This is a genomic window from Thioalkalivibrio sp. (assembly GCF_041690275.1).
Lineage (GTDB): Bacteria > Pseudomonadota > Gammaproteobacteria > Ectothiorhodospirales > Ectothiorhodospiraceae > Thioalkalivibrio.
On the sequence record NZ_JAWLHP010000001.1, the window covers coordinates 1 to 17,222 of the forward strand.

Below are 17,222 nucleotides of genomic sequence, written 5' to 3' on the forward strand. Positions count from 1 at the left end.
CGGCGGCTGCCGGCTGCGCTTCAGGGCTGCCCGGCCCCGGACCGTTGCAGCCGGGCATCAAGCTGCCAGAACAGCAGCGCCCAGCCCAGGCCGAATGCCCAGCCGGCCATCACGTCGGTCGGCCAGTGCACACCCAGATAGATGCGGCTCGTGCCCACCACCGCCGCGAGCAGGACCGCCAAGCCATAGGCCAGGATGTGTACGCTCCACTCGGCGCGTTCCCGCACCAGCATCCTGGCGAGCATGAGATAGACCAGCATGGAGGCTAGCGCATGCCCGCTCGGGAAGCTCGCGGTATAGACGTTGGTCAGGTGCTCGACGACATCGGGACGCGGTCGTGACAACGCCAGTTTCAACAGGTGATTCACCAGGATGCCGCTGCCGAGCGCCACGGCGAGCACTATGGCCTGGCGGTGCCGGCGCGCCAGCAGGAGAAAGGCCATGGCCGCCAGCACCAGCGTGATGAGCACGCCATAACTGCCCAGCGCGGTGAAATCCCGCACCGTCTCTCCCAGCCAGTCGGGCCCGCGCGGCTCAGCGCCTCCTTCGGCGCCGCGAAGGACCATGAGCCACCGTCGTTCGAAGGGCATCGGCTCTTCCCGCCGGGCGCTCCATGCCAGTACCGCAAAGACCAGAAACGCCAGGACCGTGACAATCCATGTTGCAGACGCACGGATGCCGGGACCGCGGGATGATGGTCCCGCCGGTCCCAGGGGATTCTTTACCGGCCCGATCATGGCTGCACTGTAGGCCATTCCGTCCAGTGACGCCGGGACCGCGGCGTGGCGGCCGGCGTGCCCTCACGCGGCCGGCGACAGATATCCCTCGGGGGCCAGGCTGGTGGCGAGCATCACGCTGTTGATGTCGAGGTGGTCATGCCAGGTCGCCGCCTGCTGATTGATGGGTTGGAGCCAGAAGGCCTGGATGGAGTCGGCCATGGATAAGAAGCCGCGGAGGACGCCAGGCGACGCGGTTGCCGCCCCCCGGGTGTCGAGAATCCGCTCCACCGCGTGCAGCCCGATGCCCAGTCCGAGCTCCCGAAATGGCAATCGGCGATTCGCCGGCCCCGCAAGCTGGCCTTGTCGCACGATCGCCTCCAGTCCCTGACGGCCGTCGTCCAGCAGGCGGTCGACCTCTTCCGGTCCGATCTCGCTGGCCACGGGCACGAGCTGCTCCAGGCGCCAGGCATCCGTCAGGAGACCCCCGATGCCCAGCGGGTCGCTGGTCACCCATCCCCGATCCACGCACATGGAGCGGAAATCAGCGGCCTGGGGTGCCAGCCGGGCATGGTCGTCGCCAAGCGGGGACCACTGCAGCTGCAGGGCGGTGATCCAGCCGTCCAGCGGATCGTGGTGGCCCATCGAGGTGACCTGGGGACGATCGAGTTCGACATTCATCTTCCACCACATGCGGGGCGTCCCATCCCGTTCGTCGCGGTACACGAAGGCCTGATGCGCGGTCTCGCACAGTTCGACCGCCCAGCGGTGGTAACGACGATCGCCCGTGACCCGGGCGACCTGCTCGAGGGCGTGCATCCAGCGGGTCAGATAATGGAAGTACTGTCCTTCGCTCTGCCATTCAAGCCGTTCGTCGAAGGGCTCGCTGCCCGTGCGTTCGGGGAGCTCCTTGCCGATGCGCAGGCCGGCGCGCGTCGGGTGCTGCCGCTGCTCTGCATCGTCCAGCCCGCTGAGCCAGCCGACGCGCGGGTCATCCGGGTGATGCCGTCCCAGCACCGCGTGGACCTGCTCGACCAGCTTGAGCGCCAGCCCCAGAAGATGCGGTTCTCCCAGTGTCCGCTGGAGCCCCAGAAGGTTGCAGACGGCAAAGGCATCGGTCCACAGATAGCGGCGCGGCGGCTCGCTGCCCTTGACGCCGGTGCGGGTCGCAAAGTTGTCCATCAGGGTTACGGCGCGAGTGTGCTGGTCCATGGTCGCGGTCTCCGGCTTCCGTTGGTTCAGCCCCCGCCTTGCGCGGGATGTCCATCCGGGCGGGACGCAGATCCCCGATGGGCGGAGTCGCCGGAGGCGGTGCCTGCGCGACGGGGTCACGCGACGCATTCGCTGATGATTCGGGCCAGCCTTCGGCGATTCGACAGGCTTGGCGCGATAGTGCAGGCGGCCCCACCGCGCCGTGAGTCACACGTGCGTGCTGAAGTCTCCGTGGCGCACCTCGCCAAGCAGGGAACGGAAGGCCTCGCCGCTCAGGTGCACGAGCGAGTGGTGGTCGCCACCCTCGATGAAGATGTCATCCTGGTCGGCGAGGCTGTCGTCGAGCAGCATTTCGATGCCGTACGCGGTTCCGAGCGCCGGAACGGCACCGCGCTCGCAGTCGGGGAAGAGGTCCCGCATTTCGTCCTCGGTGGCCAGACCCACATGTTCCCCCAGTTCATGGTGCAGGCGTCCGAGCTGCAGCCGGCGTGTGGCGGGCAGCGCAGCCAGCATGGGCCGACCGTGATTTTCCAGTACCACAGCCTTTGCAAACCGGTCGCCCGGCACGTGAGCCGCCTCTGCGCTGCGGTTGGCCGATGGGGTGGTGGGGTGCTTGACCACTTCATACTGGACACCGTGTTCGTCCAGGAAGGACTTCAGTGTGGTTGCGATGGCCATGGTGGTATCTCCACGAGGACGGTCCCGTCCTGATGATGGGCATGGGCCTTCCCGGTCAACGCCGTCGGCGGAGATCGATGACTGCCCCGATTTCAACCTTGCGCCCGGGAGGAAGGATTCCGGGGTCTGAAATGGGCCTTCAAGCCCGAAAACGCCAGTCGGAACCACGCATGATGGCTTCGGATTCAGGGGGATGCGTTGGTCCGACCCCAAGACTCCCCACGATTCGCGTCTGGGGAGCGCACTGGCCTACATGCCGACCAGTTCGGCCTGGATGCCACTGTCGGTGACCGTGTCCAGGATCGCGCGGCCGTCGATGGCATCCGGGTCGTATCCGACCACCACCAGGTGAGGGGTCTCATCCTGGCTTGATGCGGCGACCACGCCCCGCAGACCGCGCAGCTCGTCCTGAATTTTCTCGCGATCCGCAGCCCCCAGGGACTCGTCGAGATGAATCGTCACGTCCACGACTTTGTCGGTCATTGTCGACTCCTTGGTGTTGCCTGTTCTCCGATGAGATACGTTCGCATCCGGCGCTGCAGCACCCTCTACTCCTTGTGACCGACTGGGCCCGTTGCCGTTCACGACCCAACCCCGTCCAAGGTCATCTCGATGTTGCGACGGTGCAGCGCGTCGACCCGAGCAGAGGCGGAGTCTCCGGCAGCGGCCCGCAATCGACTGGCTGAGACACCGTGCTTGAGCTGTAGGCAGGGAAAAGCGGGCGGCCTGTTCGCGCCAGTCGACCATGCGCAGGATCCCCGGCAAATGATCCTCGCGTTCCCCGGCGCGCTCAGGGCTTGCGAGCGAGAAGCTGGACCACGGCGCCACGCCCGTTGTGCAGCCGGCCCTCGTGCACCTCGCGCTCCAGCTCGCACGCCCGTTCGAGGTGCAGGCCGGCCAGCTCTTCCCGCAGCGTCTCCAGGGTCATCATCAGCGCGGCATCGGGCGGACCGCCAGTACCCAGCGCCAGCTGTGCCGGCGTGTACGCCTCGAGCACGAAATGCCCGCCCGGGCGCAGCCCGGCGACCACCTCGCGGTGCAGCGCCCTGCGCGCGGACGCCGGCAGGTGGCAGAAGACGGAGACGATCAGGTCCCATGCGCCGGGCTCGATGCGATAGCCGTCCAGGTCCGCCACCTCGGTGCGGATCTCGACCCCGCGCTCCCGCGCCAGACGTTCCGCCTTGGCGAGACCCACTGCGGACGCGTCCACCGCGTGCACCCTGTAGCCCTGTTCGGCCAGGAAGACCGCGTTGCGCCCCTCGCCTTCCGCCAGGCAGAGCGCGCGGCCTCCGGTGCCGAGCGAGCGGATCATGTTGGCAAGGAAGTCGTTCGGCTGCCTTCCGTAGACGTATTCTTCGCCCGCGTAGCGCTGGTCCCAGATCATGCGACACCTCTTTTGATGGTTACGAAGACCCCGCTGGGGATGAGCGCCGGATCGCCGCGAGGGTGTGCCCCCGTGGGAGCGGCCTGTGGCCGCGATTGCGGCCGTCTCAGGGCCGATCGCGGCCAGAGGCCGCTCCCACAGGCGGCCGTCTCAGGACCGATCGCGGCCGGAGGCCGCTCCCACAGGCGGCGGTCTCAGGGCCGATCGCGGCCGGAGGCCGCTCCCACAGGCCGTTCCAACAGGCCGCTCCCACAGGGGCTGCTGCGGCACCGCGGGAGGCCAGGCCGCTGGGCGACAGGTCCCGGCGCCGGAGTTTCGTGTTCCGCCGGCCAGGACCGCCATTGTGCCGGAATGCCGCGGCCCCTGGGGACGTCGTATTTTTAATCTCCCCAATCGGAGTTCCGCCATGCATGCCGCCGTTTCCTTGCGCCGTTCGCCGGCCGAGATTCGCCGTCGCCGCCTCTGCTCGGTATTCGGGCTTGCGGCGCTGATCCTCGCCGCACTCCTGCTCACCTCCGCCGATGCGCGCGAGCGCCTGGAGTATCCGGACTGGTTCACACCGACCTTCTATGATCTGCCGGGCGATCTTGACGATGCGGTCGCGCGCGGGAAGCGGGGCATCGCGCTCTTCTTCAGCGCGGAGACCTGCCTGCACTGCGTCGCAATGGCGCGCAGCACCTTCCAGGATCCGGAGATCGTGCGGCGCCTCTCGGGGCAGTTCGACGTGATCGCGGTCGATGTCTTCAGCGACGTGGAGATGGTCGGGCTCGACGGCGAGATGCACCGGGCCCGGGAGCTGTCCGAGCACGAGCGGGCGACCTTCACGCCGACCCTGCTGTTCGTCGACGCGTCCGGTGAGCGGATGCTGCGCTTCGTCGGGTTTGCCGATCCCGAGCGCATGACCGTGATCCTCGACTATCTTGACTCGGGGGCCTGGCAAGGCGAGTCCCTGCGGGACTATGCCGCCCGACTGCAGGACGAGGAGGGCAGGGTGGCGTCACCGCCTGCGGCTGATGCCGAACTCAGTGGCTTCCAGCAGCCGCCGGCGGACCTGGCCGCGCAGCGGACGGCCAACCCACGTCCCTCGCTGGTGCTGTTCGAACGCGACGGTTGCGAGGAGTGCCAGCGGTTGCGCGAACAGATTCTCGAGCACCCGTCCGTGCAGGAGGAGCTGGCCGGTTTCCACGCCCTGCAACTGAACACGGACCACGGCGGCATCGTCGTGCTCCCGGATGGCCGGCACGGCACCGCTGGAGCCCTGGCCGCCGAGCTGGATCTGGCCCATCGGCCCGGCCTTGTCTTCTACGCCGAGGACGGGCAGGAGGCCGTCCGCATGGACAGCACCTGGCTGATCGATCACTCGGGACAGCTGCCCGACGCCACACGCCAGGACCTGCTTGCCGCCTTTCTCGCGCGGCTCGATTACGTCGCCAGCGGTGCCTACCGCGACTGGCCGCAGTACCAGCGCTGGCGCGCCCAGCGAGACCGTGCGCAGGCGTCCGACGGATAGGGATCGAGGCCTTCCGTTCAGACCCCGGGCGTCACGCGCGACCGGGGGCGCCCGCGTGCAGACGCGACTCCGTGAACGGTCGCCGAAGCGCTATCATTGTGGAGAGGCACGCGGGCGTGGGCGGCGGTGCCGCGCAGCGGTATACCGCTCGGCATTTCGGTATACAGTACGCCGGGGTCAGCAGGATCGATCGGGGCGGTGCGGGGCCAGACACGAGACCGGACCCTGGCCATGGGGGCGGATGAGCATGCGAGGCTCGGGGGAGGGCACGGGGCGAAGCGACGAAGACGGCAACGGGCTGCGGATCGAGATCGAGGGTCGCGGCCGGATCGCCGAGGTCAGCGCGAGCGCGCGCCGCGTCCCGTGGCTGCTGAACGCCCTGCAGATTCTCTGGGTGGCCGGTCCCGCCACCTTCATCGCAATGCAGGGCGGTTACTGGCTTGGCTTCGGCGAGTTCGCGCCCGCGCGCAACGTCGTTTATTTCGTGTTCTTCACGTTGTTTCTGGGCCTGATCGGTCTGGCCAGCAAACTCGCGTCGGTTGCGGTGATCGAGCGGCGCGAGCACGAGGCCGCACAGAAGCTGCGCCGCACGATCGACCTGTTACCGGATCTCCTCTTCGCGATCCGGGATACCGATCTCGCGGCGGAACCCGCGGAACGCCGGCGACGTCTGGCCGCGGGCGTGCTGCTGCAGGAACTCGATCTCGGGCCCGAGACCCTGGCAATGGCGGTGCGCGAACTCTCCGGCGATGTCGGTCTCTCGCAGGTGGCGCAGCAGATCGAGGTGTACCGACGGCTCGGCCTGCACTCTCGGGTTCGGGATCTCGTGGACGCGTCGGCCGAGGCGCGGCTGGCGGCCCTGGAACGGGTGCACGCGGAGGCGCCGGAACTGGCCGACGCGCTGCGGGAGCGGCTGCAGGGGAACGCCCCGAGCCAGGACGCCGGCATACCGCGTCGCGAGGGCTTTCTGCAGCGCCTGCTCGCCACCGCGGACGAGGATGACCCGGCGGACTTGCCCGTCTCGGATGTGCAGGAACTGATCGTGCTGGCCTTCGAGCTGCTCAGCGGACGGGAGATCCGTTACCTGCATTTCACCTGGAAGGGCCGCTGGGGCGTGGCGCGCGCCCTGGATGCCGTGGAGACCACCCGGGCCCGCTACCGCCTTGCCCAGGCCCGCGTGGACGGTCGGTTGCGCGCGCTTGGCCTGAGTATGGTCGGGTTGCCGGAAAGCCAGATTCAGCGCGCGGACATCCGCAGCGACCCGCTGGTCCTGGCGCCGAAGGTCATCGACGCCCTGGAGCGGCTGATCGCGCATCGGCCGCCCCGCGGAACCCGGGCGGCGCGGCGTCTGGGGCGGATCCTGACCGGCGTGCGCCGGCTGCGCGAGGAGTACCACCAGTGGCTCGAGGCGGGCAGCGCCCTCGATGCCGCGATGGCGCACTGGGAAATGCTCCAGCGCCAGATCTATCCAACCGGCGCCCGCTGGTGGCGCAGGCGGCTGTCCGCGCGGAGGCTGCAAATCCAGGAAGGCGTGATCGCGTTCAGCGACGAGGCGAAGCTCGCCTTCGCGCGGGGCCTGTGCGATCTGGTCGACGATCTCGAGCTCCAGGTCGATCAACGCGGACTCTACTTCGCCGGCCAACCGCTCGACCGGGCCGAGATACGGCGCCTGGGGCTGCAGCTGCTGACGCTGCTGCAGGATTCCCTGGACCTCACCGACCTGGCTGTCCAGCGCGCGATCCAGGCGTCCCCGGCGGCGTGGCTTGGGGGGCTGCAGGCGGATATGAGTGCAGAGGCGCGCGCGGGTCTGGGGGCGGCCGTGGTCAAGGAGGTGCGCCAGGATCTCGGACGGATGGCGGAGCGGCTGGCCGCCCAGCTGGTGACGTTGTACCACCTGCCTCTGGACGCGCAGCTGCGGCAGCAGTTGGTGGAACGCTATGGGGCGAATGCCGAGCGGCTTGAGATGCTGGCGAGCCGAAGCGCGGAGGGTGAGGTCTCCTACCCGGTCCGGCGCGTGCGCAGCAGCGAGCGCGAGGCGATGATGCGGGATCCGCGGTGGACCTTGCTGCTCAAGCTCGGCGAGCGCTATGCCGGCTGAGCCGGGGCCGGTGCCTCCGCCGGGGCCGGGGGTGAAGGGGAACGGCCTGGCCCCGCTTCGAAACCGCCGATATCCCGGGGGTGGAATTGCCGGGGGCCGGCTTCTGGTGCAAGCTGCGGACCGTCTGCAGCCCCTGCGGTACCGGGGATAGGCGACCGCCCCGGTCCACTGAACCACGCCGCCGATTGTCGGGAGTCTGAAAAAGATGCGTCTGGGATTCAGCACTGTCGTACAGGTGCTGTTCATCACGATGATGATCATCACCGTGACCCTGGTTGCGGCCACCGGTTACAACCAGGCGCGCTCCGGCGTGGTGGATGTCGGTACGCAGGTGATCGACGGTGCGCTGGAGAAGACCCGCGAGCGTTTCACGGAACGTTACACGGAGACCGGCGATCGCCTGGCGCTCCTGGCCACGGCGCTCACGGGGCTGGATCCGGTGGAACAGCGCGACGACGTGCTGCGGAGCCTGTGGGAGCTGACCCGGCAGTCACCGCTGCACCAGTCGAGCTTCCTGGCCGGCGTTGACGGCCTGCTGCTGGAGGCGCGGAGCCTGCCCAACCCTGCCACCCGTTTCGTGCCCCCAGGGGACGGGGAGGCGCGCGAGGAATGGGTCTACCGGGATGCGGACTTCGGCGTGATGACGCGCCTGAAGAAGCCGGGTACGGAGTACCCGCGCGAGGCCCAACGGCTTGCCGAGGGCACGGTGCCGGAGGACACACGGTTCAGCTCTGTGCATGCGCTGAGTCTCACCGGTGAGCCCGGCATCACGGTCTCCCGGCCGGTGCACGATGCGGATGGCACGCTGACCGGGATTGTCGGTATCGAGGTGCCGCTGGCCAGGCTGGATTCCCTGCTGCGCGCCGGCATGCTCGGTGACGAATCGGTGCTGCTGATCATCTCGGATGCGGACGAGGTGATCGCCCACCCCCTCGGGCCTGCACCGGGGCAGGCCGGACGGGATTCCGACGGGCTGCTGAAGGTCGCGGACCTGCGCCAGCAATGGATCGGCGAGGCCTGGATGCGCCTGGGCGAGCAGGCAGGGGCCGACGGCAGCTCCGAGGTCACGCTGCTCGATCTGGAGCCGGGGCGGTACTTCGTGCAGAAGAAGCCGCTGACCGGGCATCTGGACCACAACTGGCACCTGTTCCTGATGGTCTCGGATCACGTGGTACTGGCCGGCGTGAATCGTGGTCTCCACACCTCCGTGACGCTGGCCCTGATCATGATGATCGTCGCGGCCTACGTGATCTTCGTGACCGCGGGGCAGCTGACCCGCCCGCTGCGCCAGATGGTGGACAACGCCCGCCTCCTCGAGCAACTGCGCTTCGGCGAACTGAAGCCCGTCCAGGCAGATTTCAACGAGTTCAGGGCCCTGGATCGCTCGCTGCGTCAGATGGCCTCCAGTCTGATGGCCTTCAACCGGTATGTGCCGACCTCGCTGCTGCGACGGCTGCTGTCCGAGAAGCACGAGGCCACGCTCGGTGCGGAGTCCCGCCCGCTGGTGCTGCTGAACACGGGGATCAACCACTTCAACAGCGTCGGTGCGCAGATGGAGGCGCAAGAGCAGGCGGAGTACCTGACGCGCTACCAGCGCGAGGTCTTCGAAGCGGTGCATCGCAATGACGGTTCCATCGACAAGTTCATCGACGATCGGGTGATCGCATTCTGGGGGGCTCCGGATGCGGCCGAGAACGACACCTATCACGCCTGCACGGCTGCACTGGAGTGCCAGGCCGCGATCCAGCAGCTCAGCCAGGCGCTGCGCTGGGAGAACCATCCGGCGATGGCCGTGCGCATCGGCCTGCACCGGGATGTCTGCATGGTGGGCAACTTCGGCTCCGAGGACCGGATGTTCTACTCGGTGGTCGGCGGGGCGGTCTCGGTGAACCAGTGGCTGGGCAACCTGAACAGCCGCTACGGCACCACGATACTGGCGAGCGAGCCCATCCGCCAGCAGACCGCGGGCGACTTCGTGTGGCGGTGGGTGGACCGCGTCGAGGAGTTCGACCAGGAGGGCGTCTTCGATGTCTATGAGCTGTGCGGCCACGGCGCGGATCCCGGTCTGGCCCAGCGCCGGGACTACATCGCACGCTACGAGGCCGCGCTCGCGCTGCGGGTGAACGAACGGGACCTGGACGCGGCGCTGGACCACTTCTATGCCCTGCACGAGCAGTACCCGGGCGATGCCGCGGTCGCCTGGCAGGTCGAGCGCATCCGTGCAATGTCGGAGGATAAAAAGGCATGAGTTATTTCGACCAGGACAAGATGGTCGAGACGGCGCTCGAGCGCTTCGACCACATCCACGCCCTGCATGTCCAGGGCTCGGCCGCGCTGGCACAACGCCTGAATTTCCTCTACCGGGTGACCTTCCTCGGCCTGGCGCTGGTGCTGGGGGCGCTGTTCTTCCTCGTGATCGTGATCTCGGCCCAGATGAACAACATGAACCGGGTGATCTCGGTCCTGAACGACCACGTGGGCGAGATCAATCAGGACATGAACCGGATGCTGGCGACCGTGTCCCGCCTCGACACGAACATGCAGGGCATGTCCGGGATCGTGCTCCGGATGGATGACATCAACGGCAGCGTCGAGACGATTTCGGAAGACATGATCGAGGTCAACGGGCACATGGCGGCGCTGGACCGGGACGTCGAGCAACTGTCGGCCCATGTCGGCGACATGCGTCAGTCCTTTCAGGCAGTGGACGGCAACATGGGGCTTCTCGCCAACGACGTACAGCACATGTCCCAACCGATGCGCCTGTTCAACCAGCTCAATCCCTTCTGGTAGCGCTGATGACCGGATCCGCGAAGAGCCTGGAGAGGATCGTCCGCCGCCTCGGCCAGGTCGAGGACGACATCCGCCAGAATCAGCTGGAGGACGCCGCGCATGTACGCCGCACTCAGCGGTTCATGCAGACGATGGTGGCAGCACTGGCCGTGGTCGCCCTGGTGAACCTGTATTTCGTGGGCGAGCTCGCCCACGAGATCGGGCTTCTGGTGCGCAACATGGATCGGGGCGTGGTGCATCTCGAGCAGATGGGGGATCGCATGTCGGGGATGCAGCTGCACTTCGACAGTATCGGGGAGAGCGCCGGCAGGCTGCCGATCGTCGTGGACCAGATGATGTCCATCAGCGCCGGCATGCAGGATATCGAGCGGGACCTCGGCGGTATTCGGGGGCGCACGCAGCAGATGAGCGAGCACGTGGCGGAAATGGACGGGGACGTCGAGAACATGACGCACGCGTTCCGCGAGGTGAACGGCAAGCTGGTGCACATCCGGCACAGCATGGGACAGATGTCGAACGTCGTGCCCTGACCGGCACCGGTCGCTGACGCGGGCTTGCGTTCAGTCCCTTGCGGCCGGAAGACGGATGACCTCGACGCTTACCTGGACGAGACCGCTGTCGAGCATGCCAAGCCTGCCGGCGGCCGTGCGCGACAGGTCGATGATCCGCTCCGTCCGGAACGGCCCGCGGTCGTTGATGCGGACCACCACGCTCGTCCCGTTGTCCTTCCGCGTGACGCGCACGGTGGTTCCGAAGGGCAGCGTCCGGTGCGCGGCGGTCAGGGCTCCCTGGTCGAACCGCTCGCCGCTTGCGGTCATCCGACCGTGAAAACGGTCGTGATAGTAGGAGGCGATGCCTGCCTCGGTATGTCCGGGCACCACGACCGCCTGACCCGCTGAGCAGACGGGGAGCACTGCAAGGAGCATCAGGAGCAGGGCCGTTGTCGTGGTCGGTGACATCACCACAGTCTAGTGGACCGTGCGGAAGGTTCGGTAGTGCGTCATGCAGACGCCGTGCATGCCCGCGGCGACGCGTTGGTCCCGCAAAACGAAGACGGGGGCGCCGTTTGACGCCCCCGTGACCTGCTGCGAACCGGATGGCTTGCGGTCAGCGCTGCGGGCGCTCGCGCGGGTCCACGGCCGGCTCGGATTCGCGACTCGTGGTGGTCAGCACCGGAATCTCTTCCACCTCTTCCGAGACCGTCTGGTCACCGTCGAGCCACGGCGGTGGGCTGTCCGGCCGCCATTCGAGGACGTGCGCGGGCGAGGGGAGGTCGGTCGCGCTGAGCAGCCGCGAGGCGGAGTCCACGGCGGCCGGGTTCTGCAGGGTGATCACCAGACCCGTCGCCAGCATCAGCAGACCGAGGTCGAACTGCGGATTGCGGGTGGTCGACTTGGATCGGAGCATGAAGCGCATGGGCGATGCCTCTTCGCGGAATATCACTGTGGACGGTAGCGGCCTTCCGGGATGCTGTTCAAGCGTCCGTACCGGGTTTGCGGTTGATGCTGGCAGGGTGCCGGACGCACCACGGACTCTACACGGGTTCACAGCGGAAGACACGCGTCCCGGGGCGAAGTTTCCCCGGGATACTGCCCGCCCCCCGGGCGGGGGACCTGCGGTTGCGCGATACACCCGGGCGCTCTGCCCGTCGCGACCCCTTGCGAAGGGCGGTCGAACGGTGAAGCATGCGGGATGCGAGGAGCATTCGATGGCAATGACGTGGGCCGGAAAGACGCGATGGTGGATGTCCGCATGCGTGCTGGCATTCTCGCTGGCCGCTGCCGGGGAGGGGCCGGACGCGGCCCCGCGGCAACTCTACGCCGAGCCGTCGCCGCTGGCGCGGGTGATCGCCGGCGCCGGGGGGGCCTCCGAAGCGGCGCGGCTGGATCTCGCGGTGCTGATCGTGGAGGCCCTGGTCTCCGCGTACGAGTCCGAACTGGACGAGGCCCTGCGTGCGGGAGCCCGGGACGCCGGGGATCGGCGCAAGCTGGAGCGCTGGCAACGGTCCGTTGCACCGGTCCTCTCGGAGCTCCGGGTCGCGCGCGCTGCGCTCTACGGCGCCCGCGAGGTCGAGCTGCACGCCGACCGTCACGACCGGATCCTGCTGCTGATCGACGGTCGGCCGTCGTGGATCGCCTGGCCACGGGTCAGCCTGGAGAACCGGCTGGAGAGAGAGATCGCGGCGGAGTTCTGCGGGCGTCACGAGTGCCCGACAGCGGGCAGGGAGGGTGTGCGGCAGCCGGCGGCGGTGCAGGGTGGCTGGGTCCTGTCACAGGGACGCCCACCGGGCTGGGAGAGCGTGGACGGGCTGCGCTGCGAGTTCCCGGACCTCGCCTCGCGCGGCGAGCGGGAGGCGACCTGCAGGGCGCTGGCGACCGATCTCCACGCGCTGGCGGCGGCCCTGCGCGAGGCCGCGCGCCGCGGTCAGCGCATCGAGTGGTCGCACCTGGCCCTCGACGCGGGGTCGGTCGGCCTCCGCCAGCGGGTGGTGGTGAACGCACGCGGGGATTACCTCGCCGTTGCCGTTCCCGAGCTCGCGGGCAACCGGGTCGACTGGGCCGAGGTGCGGCGGTGGCTGCAGGCGCGCAGCAAGGGGCGCAGGGTCCTGGCGACGGTACTGGGTGCCGCCGACGACAGATGAGCCGGGCGGCCGCGCCGGGCGGCTCCCGGGCCAATGGCCGGCGACGGTTGCCCCTGCCGCAAGGATGCGTTCTGGGCTAGGCTGGAACGACTGCACACGGCAGGGATCTCGGGAGCGGCGTGGATGGGTGTTCTGGGCGGGCTGCTGATGGCGGTGCTTCTGTTCGGCGCGTTGCTCGGGGCCGCGCTCGGCTGGGTGAGCGCCCTGCGCCTGCGGGAGGTCGCGGCGCGGCTGGCCCGGCTGGAGGCGGAAATCGATCGGCTGCGGCCCGCGGGCGGCGGGGACTCGGAGGCCTCCGGGACCAGGGCTGCACCCGCGCCTGCGCCCGGGGGGCAGGCTCCCCGGCAATCGGACGGAGCCACCGCCGCAGACGCGGCGGCAGCGGCATCATCCGCCCCCAGGGCCTCGCGCAGGGGATGGTCCGGACCCGCCCGCCACGCCGCCGGTCAGGTCTTGGCGGGAATCCGGGATCACTGGATGGTGTGGCTGGGAGGGCTTTCGATCGGCCTTGCCGGGATCTTCCTGGTGCGCCATTCGATCGAACAGGGCTGGCTTGGGCCGGCCGCGCGCGTGCTGCTGGGGATCGTGACCGGCGTGGTCCTGCACGCGCTTGCGGAGTGGCTGCGCCGGCGCACGCAACGGCACTACGACGCGGTTGCCGCGCTTGCCGGGGGCGCCAGCCTGACCCTGTATGCTGCGGTGCTCGCGGCCCTGCATCTCTACCAGCTCTGGCCTGCGGCGGTGATCTTCCTGCTCCTGGCACTGATATCGCTGGGCACGATGCTGCTGGCACTGCGGCACGGACCCGTCCTCGCGATCCTGGGCATACTCGGTGCCTACGCGGTTCCCGCGCTGCTTGGCGGCGCGGCCGATCAGCTCGCCACGGTCCTCGCCTACAGCCTGACCGTCGCCCTGGCCGCCTTCCTGCTGATGCGTTACGTCTACCGCCCCTGGCTGTGGTGGGGCACCGTGGCGGGTGCGCTCTTCTGGTGGTGGATCGCGCTGGAGGCGGGTGCGCAGACCGAGCCGTGGCTCGGCCTGTATCTCGCGATTCTCGCCTGGGGCATGCTGGCGCTGCGGTCGGGCAACTATCGCCTGAACCGACCCGTCGCCGATGCCACGCCTCCGGTCGGCTGGCGCGACTGGCTGCGCGGCGACGGCTCGGCTCAGGCGCAGTTGCTCAAGGCACTGCTGATGCTGATCGTGGCACAGGCCTACGCGATCTCACTGGATCCGCTGTGGTCGCTGGGTCCGCTGGTATGGCTGCCGTTGCCGGCGCTGATTCTGATCGCCAGCCGATACAACGAAGCGCTTCGGGCATTCCCGTGGGTCGCCCTGATCGCGACGGCGGCGGGTTTGGTCGCGAGTGCGGTCACCTGGCAGCCCTTCGGTCCGTGGCTGGGCTCCCTGCGCCCGGTGGCGGCGGAGGACCTGCGCGTTGCACTGGTCTCGCTGGCCCTGCTGGGTCTGCTGTTCAGCGCGGGTGGCGCCTGGCATCTGCATGCCCGGCGCGACTCGGCACTGGCCGCATCGCTTGCCTTCATGGCGCCTCCGCTCGTGCTGGCGCTGGCCTACGTGCTGGCCCCCGACGCCCTGCAGGAATGGATGCTCAGCGCGGCGAGCCTGGCGGTGGGTCTGGCGCTGGGCGGGTTCGCGGCTGCGCGGCTGCGCGCCGGGCAGGCGGACGCCGTCGCGTTCTGGCAGATCGCGTCGGCCCACCTGGCCTATTCCCTGGCGGTGGTGATCGGCCTCGAACAGGTGACGCTGACCCTCGCGCTGGCCGTTCAGGTGCTCTCGCTGACCTGGCTGGTTCAGCGCTTCGCGGTGCCGCAGCTGGGCTGGCTGGTGAAGCTCGTGCTGATGGTGGTCGTGGTGCGGCTGACGCTGAACCCGTGGCTGCTGGAGTACGGCCCGGCCACATCGTGGACGCTTGCGACCTACGGCGGCAGCCTGCTGGTGGTCTGGCTTGCGAGCCGGCTGGTGCCGGCGCAGGAGGGGTTGAGGCCGTGGCTGCAGGTTGGCGCGGTGCATCTGCTGCTGCTGCTCCTGCACGTGCTGGTCCGGTTCCAGCTCCACGATGGCAATGTCTTTGCGCCCGCCTACGGCTTCACCGAGGCGGCGCTGAATACCCCGCTGTGGGCATCGTTCGCACTGCTGTACTTCTGGCGTAGCCGCCTTGGCAGTGAGCTGCCGGAACTGCACCGGGTACTCGCCCAGATCCTGATGCTGCTCGCGGTGGGAAACTACCTGGCGCTGGTCACGGTGATGAACCCCCTCTGGGACGCGGCGAGCGCCGCCGTGATCGCGCATACCCCGATCCTGAACCTGCTGCTGCTCGCCTACGGCCTGCCCGTGCTGCTCTGGGCCCTGGCCAGCCGCTACTATGAACCGGACCTGCGCCCGTTCTTCGCGTTGCTGGCGGGCATCGGCCTGTGGCTGTTCGTCAGCCTCGAGATCCGGCACCTGTGGCACGGCCAGATGGATCTTGCGGCCCCCGTCCGTGCTGGCGAGCTCTACAGCTACTCCGCGGTCTGGCTGCTGATGGCCGTGGGCACGATGGTGCTCGGGATCCTGCGCGGCCGTTCGGCCCTGTATCGTGGCGGTCTGGCGCTGCTGCTGCTGGTGATCCTGAAGATCTTCTTCGTCGACATGGCGGGACTGACCGGACTGCTGCGTGCAGTGTCGTTCATGGGGCTCGGCCTGTCCCTGCTGGGCCTGGCCTTCCTGCATCAGTACCTCGGGCGCAGGCGAGCGACCGGGGACCGGGTCCCACACGAGGCGCCGCCCTGACGATCCCGGCGGGCAACAGGAGCGGCCACGTCCCTGCGATCAGCGGCTTTCGTCCCGGCATCGCCGGCGCTAGGATGCGCATTCCCCGTCACCCCTCGACCAGCGCAGGCAACCGTGCGACCGATCGCGGTGGTGATTCCTCAGTCAGGTGACCCGCACACGATGTTTACCTCCCCCAGCAACATCGAAGAACTGCTACGCGGCTTCCACCTGGAAGATTCGATGCTGCGCTACAGCAGCTTCGTTCCGCGCCTTTACAACTACTGCCGCAGTCTCGGCTTCGAGCGGGGACGGATCCTGCCATCGCGGGCCTTCTGCTCGGACGAGAGCCAGGGCTATCCGACCATCCTGATCGCCAAGCACTTCGGCACCTTCCCCTTCAACCACGGCCGGGGGGGTGCGATCGTCGCCACCCAGCGCCATGGCCCGTTCGCGGAGCATGGGCAGGATCTGGTCATCGTCCAGGCCAGTCACGTCGGCTACGACCCGGAGACCGCGGCGTTCGGGCAGTACCGCCGGATCCACGCGCAGCATGCGGGACACTCCACCAGCTGCGGAAAGATTGCCGGCGTGATCGCGCCCTACCAGCGCGAGTACGAGTTCGCTCAGGGCGGCGTGCTGCTCGAGTCCTGTGGCGGCTCACTGTGTGTGTGCATCGACAACGGCCTGCTGCGCGGCAACCGGCGCGAGGGACTGTTCCTGAATCTGGCCAGCATGGCGGAACCGGATCCGAACGGAGCGTTCATGCCGGTGCGCGCCTACAGCACCTCGAAGAGCTTTCCCGCCAGCGCGGCGCTGCAGCGCCAGTTGCCGGATCTGCGCCTGCGGGAGGGCGAGCGCCTCCCGATCGGGACGCATCTCGAGCCGAAGATGTTCTACTTTCAAAGGGATCTCGACGAGACACCCGAGGGGCGGGATCAGCAGGAGCTGGGCCTGATCAGCGCGATGCCCTGGATCGTGACCTCGCCGCATCCGCTGTTGACGGCCGCTCAGATCAATACCCAGGTGGAGTTCGACCGGGCCTTTCGTACCGCGGCCCAGGCCCCCAGCTTCCGGGGCAAGCGGCTGCTGTATGTGTCGGGCCTGAACATCGATATCTCGCCGCAGCCCGGCGAGAACTTTCCGACGACCCATTTCGTGCCCTGGGCCGCCTATCTGCAGGATCGCGATGGCCGGGCACGCATTATCGAGCAGCCGGAGCTGCTGGTGGCCCTGCTGGCGCAGAGCGAGGACAATCCCGACGCGGTGGACCTGGAAGCGGCGATCACCGTGATGGCCGAAGGCGACATGGTGCGTGTGGGGCGAACGGCATCCGCGGCGGGCTCGCCGCAAACCCCGTCATCGACGTGATCGGCCCGCCTGGGGTCCCCGGTCGGCGCTGCCGGGGTGATATCCGTGCA

General features: G+C 68.5%; 15 protein-coding genes. 8 read left to right on the forward strand and 7 right to left on the reverse strand.

Annotation, left to right across the window (positions count from 1 at the left end):
- Positions 1-20: 20 nt before the first annotated feature.
- The 5 genes from ACESMN_RS00005 to ACESMN_RS00025 form a co-directional block, all read right to left on the reverse strand.
- On the reverse strand, positions 21-590 hold the full coding sequence (locus tag ACESMN_RS00005) for a phosphatase PAP2 family protein (RefSeq protein ID WP_373051526.1): 570 nt from the start codon (positions 588-590) through the stop codon (positions 21-23).
- A 210-nt stretch (positions 591-800) separates the two neighbouring features.
- Positions 801-1,928 (reverse strand): hypothetical protein, encoded by a 1,128-nt coding sequence (locus ACESMN_RS00010; protein ID WP_373051527.1) that lies wholly within the window; start codon positions 1,926-1,928, stop codon positions 801-803.
- 207 nt (positions 1,929-2,135) lie between these two features.
- The gene (locus ACESMN_RS00015; protein WP_373051528.1) at positions 2,136-2,606 is read right to left on the reverse strand and encodes an aminoacyl-tRNA deacylase; all 471 of its coding nucleotides are present in this window, start codon (positions 2,604-2,606) and stop codon (positions 2,136-2,138) included.
- A 249-nt stretch (positions 2,607-2,855) separates the two neighbouring features.
- Positions 2,856-3,089, reverse strand: coding sequence for an ATP-binding protein (locus tag ACESMN_RS00020; protein ID WP_373051529.1), 234 nt, complete (start codon positions 3,087-3,089; stop codon positions 2,856-2,858).
- A gap of 307 nt (positions 3,090-3,396) precedes the next feature.
- Positions 3,397-3,987, reverse strand: a complete 591-nt coding sequence (locus ACESMN_RS00025) for a class I SAM-dependent methyltransferase (protein ID WP_373051593.1) — start codon at positions 3,985-3,987, stop codon at positions 3,397-3,399.
- Positions 3,988-4,396: 409 nt separating this feature from the next.
- Between ACESMN_RS00025 and ACESMN_RS00030 the strand changes: the two genes are divergently transcribed.
- The 5 genes from ACESMN_RS00030 (at position 4,397) to ACESMN_RS00050 (ending at position 10,921) form a co-directional block, all read left to right on the forward strand.
- Complete coding sequence (locus ACESMN_RS00030; RefSeq protein ID WP_373051530.1) at positions 4,397-5,500, forward strand: thioredoxin family protein; 1,104 nt, start codon at positions 4,397-4,399, stop codon at positions 5,498-5,500.
- Between the two features lie 241 nt (positions 5,501-5,741).
- A complete protein-coding gene (locus ACESMN_RS00035) occupies positions 5,742-7,598 on the forward strand; it encodes a hypothetical protein (protein WP_373051531.1) in 1,857 nt (618 codons plus the stop codon).
- A gap of 205 nt (positions 7,599-7,803) precedes the next feature.
- Positions 7,804-9,846, forward strand: a complete 2,043-nt coding sequence (locus tag ACESMN_RS00040) for a hypothetical protein (RefSeq protein WP_373051532.1) — start codon at positions 7,804-7,806, stop codon at positions 9,844-9,846.
- The gene (locus ACESMN_RS00045) at positions 9,843-10,391 is read left to right on the forward strand and encodes a hypothetical protein (RefSeq protein WP_373051533.1); all 549 of its coding nucleotides are present in this window, start codon (positions 9,843-9,845) and stop codon (positions 10,389-10,391) included. The genes ACESMN_RS00040 and ACESMN_RS00045 overlap by 4 nt, the downstream gene beginning before the upstream one ends.
- Positions 10,392-10,396: 5 nt before the next feature.
- Positions 10,397-10,921 carry a hypothetical protein gene (locus ACESMN_RS00050; protein ID WP_373051534.1) on the forward strand — a complete coding sequence of 175 codons (525 nt, stop codon included), beginning with the start codon at positions 10,397-10,399 and terminating at the stop codon, positions 10,919-10,921.
- 30 nt (positions 10,922-10,951) lie between these two features.
- Here the strand turns inward: ACESMN_RS00050 and ACESMN_RS00055 are convergent, their stop codons facing one another.
- Both ACESMN_RS00055 and ACESMN_RS00060 read right to left on the reverse strand, forming a co-directional pair.
- Positions 10,952-11,350, reverse strand: coding sequence for a septal ring lytic transglycosylase RlpA family protein (locus tag ACESMN_RS00055; RefSeq protein WP_373051535.1), 399 nt, complete (start codon positions 11,348-11,350; stop codon positions 10,952-10,954).
- A gap of 148 nt (positions 11,351-11,498) precedes the next feature.
- The gene (locus ACESMN_RS00060; protein ID WP_373051536.1) at positions 11,499-11,807 is read right to left on the reverse strand and encodes a hypothetical protein; all 309 of its coding nucleotides are present in this window, start codon (positions 11,805-11,807) and stop codon (positions 11,499-11,501) included.
- Positions 11,808-12,099: 292 nt separating this feature from the next.
- Between ACESMN_RS00060 and ACESMN_RS00065 the strand changes: the two genes are divergently transcribed.
- From ACESMN_RS00065 to ACESMN_RS00075, 3 genes are all read left to right on the forward strand, one after another.
- Positions 12,100-13,032 carry a hypothetical protein gene (locus ACESMN_RS00065; RefSeq protein WP_373051537.1) on the forward strand — a complete coding sequence of 311 codons (933 nt, stop codon included), beginning with the start codon at positions 12,100-12,102 and terminating at the stop codon, positions 13,030-13,032.
- 123 nt (positions 13,033-13,155) lie between these two features.
- Positions 13,156-15,822, forward strand: a complete 2,667-nt coding sequence (locus ACESMN_RS00070) for a DUF2339 domain-containing protein (RefSeq protein ID WP_373051538.1) — start codon at positions 13,156-13,158, stop codon at positions 15,820-15,822.
- A gap of 162 nt (positions 15,823-15,984) precedes the next feature.
- The gene (locus ACESMN_RS00075) at positions 15,985-17,172 is read left to right on the forward strand and encodes a hypothetical protein (protein WP_373051539.1); all 1,188 of its coding nucleotides are present in this window, start codon (positions 15,985-15,987) and stop codon (positions 17,170-17,172) included.
- The last annotated feature ends 50 nt before the right edge of the window (positions 17,173-17,222 follow it).

Coding starts and splice junctions, on each gene's coding strand:
- ACESMN_RS00070 (WP_373051538.1), top strand. CDS start 13,156: ATGGGTGTTCTGGGCGGGCTGCTGATGGCGGTGCTTCTGTTCGGCGCG.
- ACESMN_RS00050 (WP_373051534.1), top strand. CDS start 10,397: ATGACCGGATCCGCGAAGAGCCTGGAGAGGATCGTCCGCCGCCTCGGC.
- ACESMN_RS00075 (WP_373051539.1), top strand. CDS start 15,985: ATGTTTACCTCCCCCAGCAACATCGAAGAACTGCTACGCGGCTTCCAC.
- ACESMN_RS00065 (WP_373051537.1), top strand. CDS start 12,100: ATGGCAATGACGTGGGCCGGAAAGACGCGATGGTGGATGTCCGCATGC.
- ACESMN_RS00020 (WP_373051529.1), bottom strand. CDS start 3,089: ATGACCGACAAAGTCGTGGACGTGACGATTCATCTCGACGAGTCCCTG.
- ACESMN_RS00040 (WP_373051532.1), top strand. CDS start 7,804: ATGCGTCTGGGATTCAGCACTGTCGTACAGGTGCTGTTCATCACGATG.
- ACESMN_RS00005 (WP_373051526.1), bottom strand. CDS start 590: ATGCCCTTCGAACGACGGTGGCTCATGGTCCTTCGCGGCGCCGAAGGA.
- ACESMN_RS00035 (WP_373051531.1), top strand. CDS start 5,742: ATGAGCATGCGAGGCTCGGGGGAGGGCACGGGGCGAAGCGACGAAGAC.
- ACESMN_RS00045 (WP_373051533.1), top strand. CDS start 9,843: ATGAGTTATTTCGACCAGGACAAGATGGTCGAGACGGCGCTCGAGCGC.
- ACESMN_RS00055 (WP_373051535.1), bottom strand. CDS start 11,350: ATGTCACCGACCACGACAACGGCCCTGCTCCTGATGCTCCTTGCAGTG.
- ACESMN_RS00060 (WP_373051536.1), bottom strand. CDS start 11,807: ATGCGCTTCATGCTCCGATCCAAGTCGACCACCCGCAATCCGCAGTTC.
- ACESMN_RS00030 (WP_373051530.1), top strand. CDS start 4,397: ATGCATGCCGCCGTTTCCTTGCGCCGTTCGCCGGCCGAGATTCGCCGT.
- ACESMN_RS00015 (WP_373051528.1), bottom strand. CDS start 2,606: ATGGCCATCGCAACCACACTGAAGTCCTTCCTGGACGAACACGGTGTC.
- ACESMN_RS00010 (WP_373051527.1), bottom strand. CDS start 1,928: ATGGACCAGCACACTCGCGCCGTAACCCTGATGGACAACTTTGCGACC.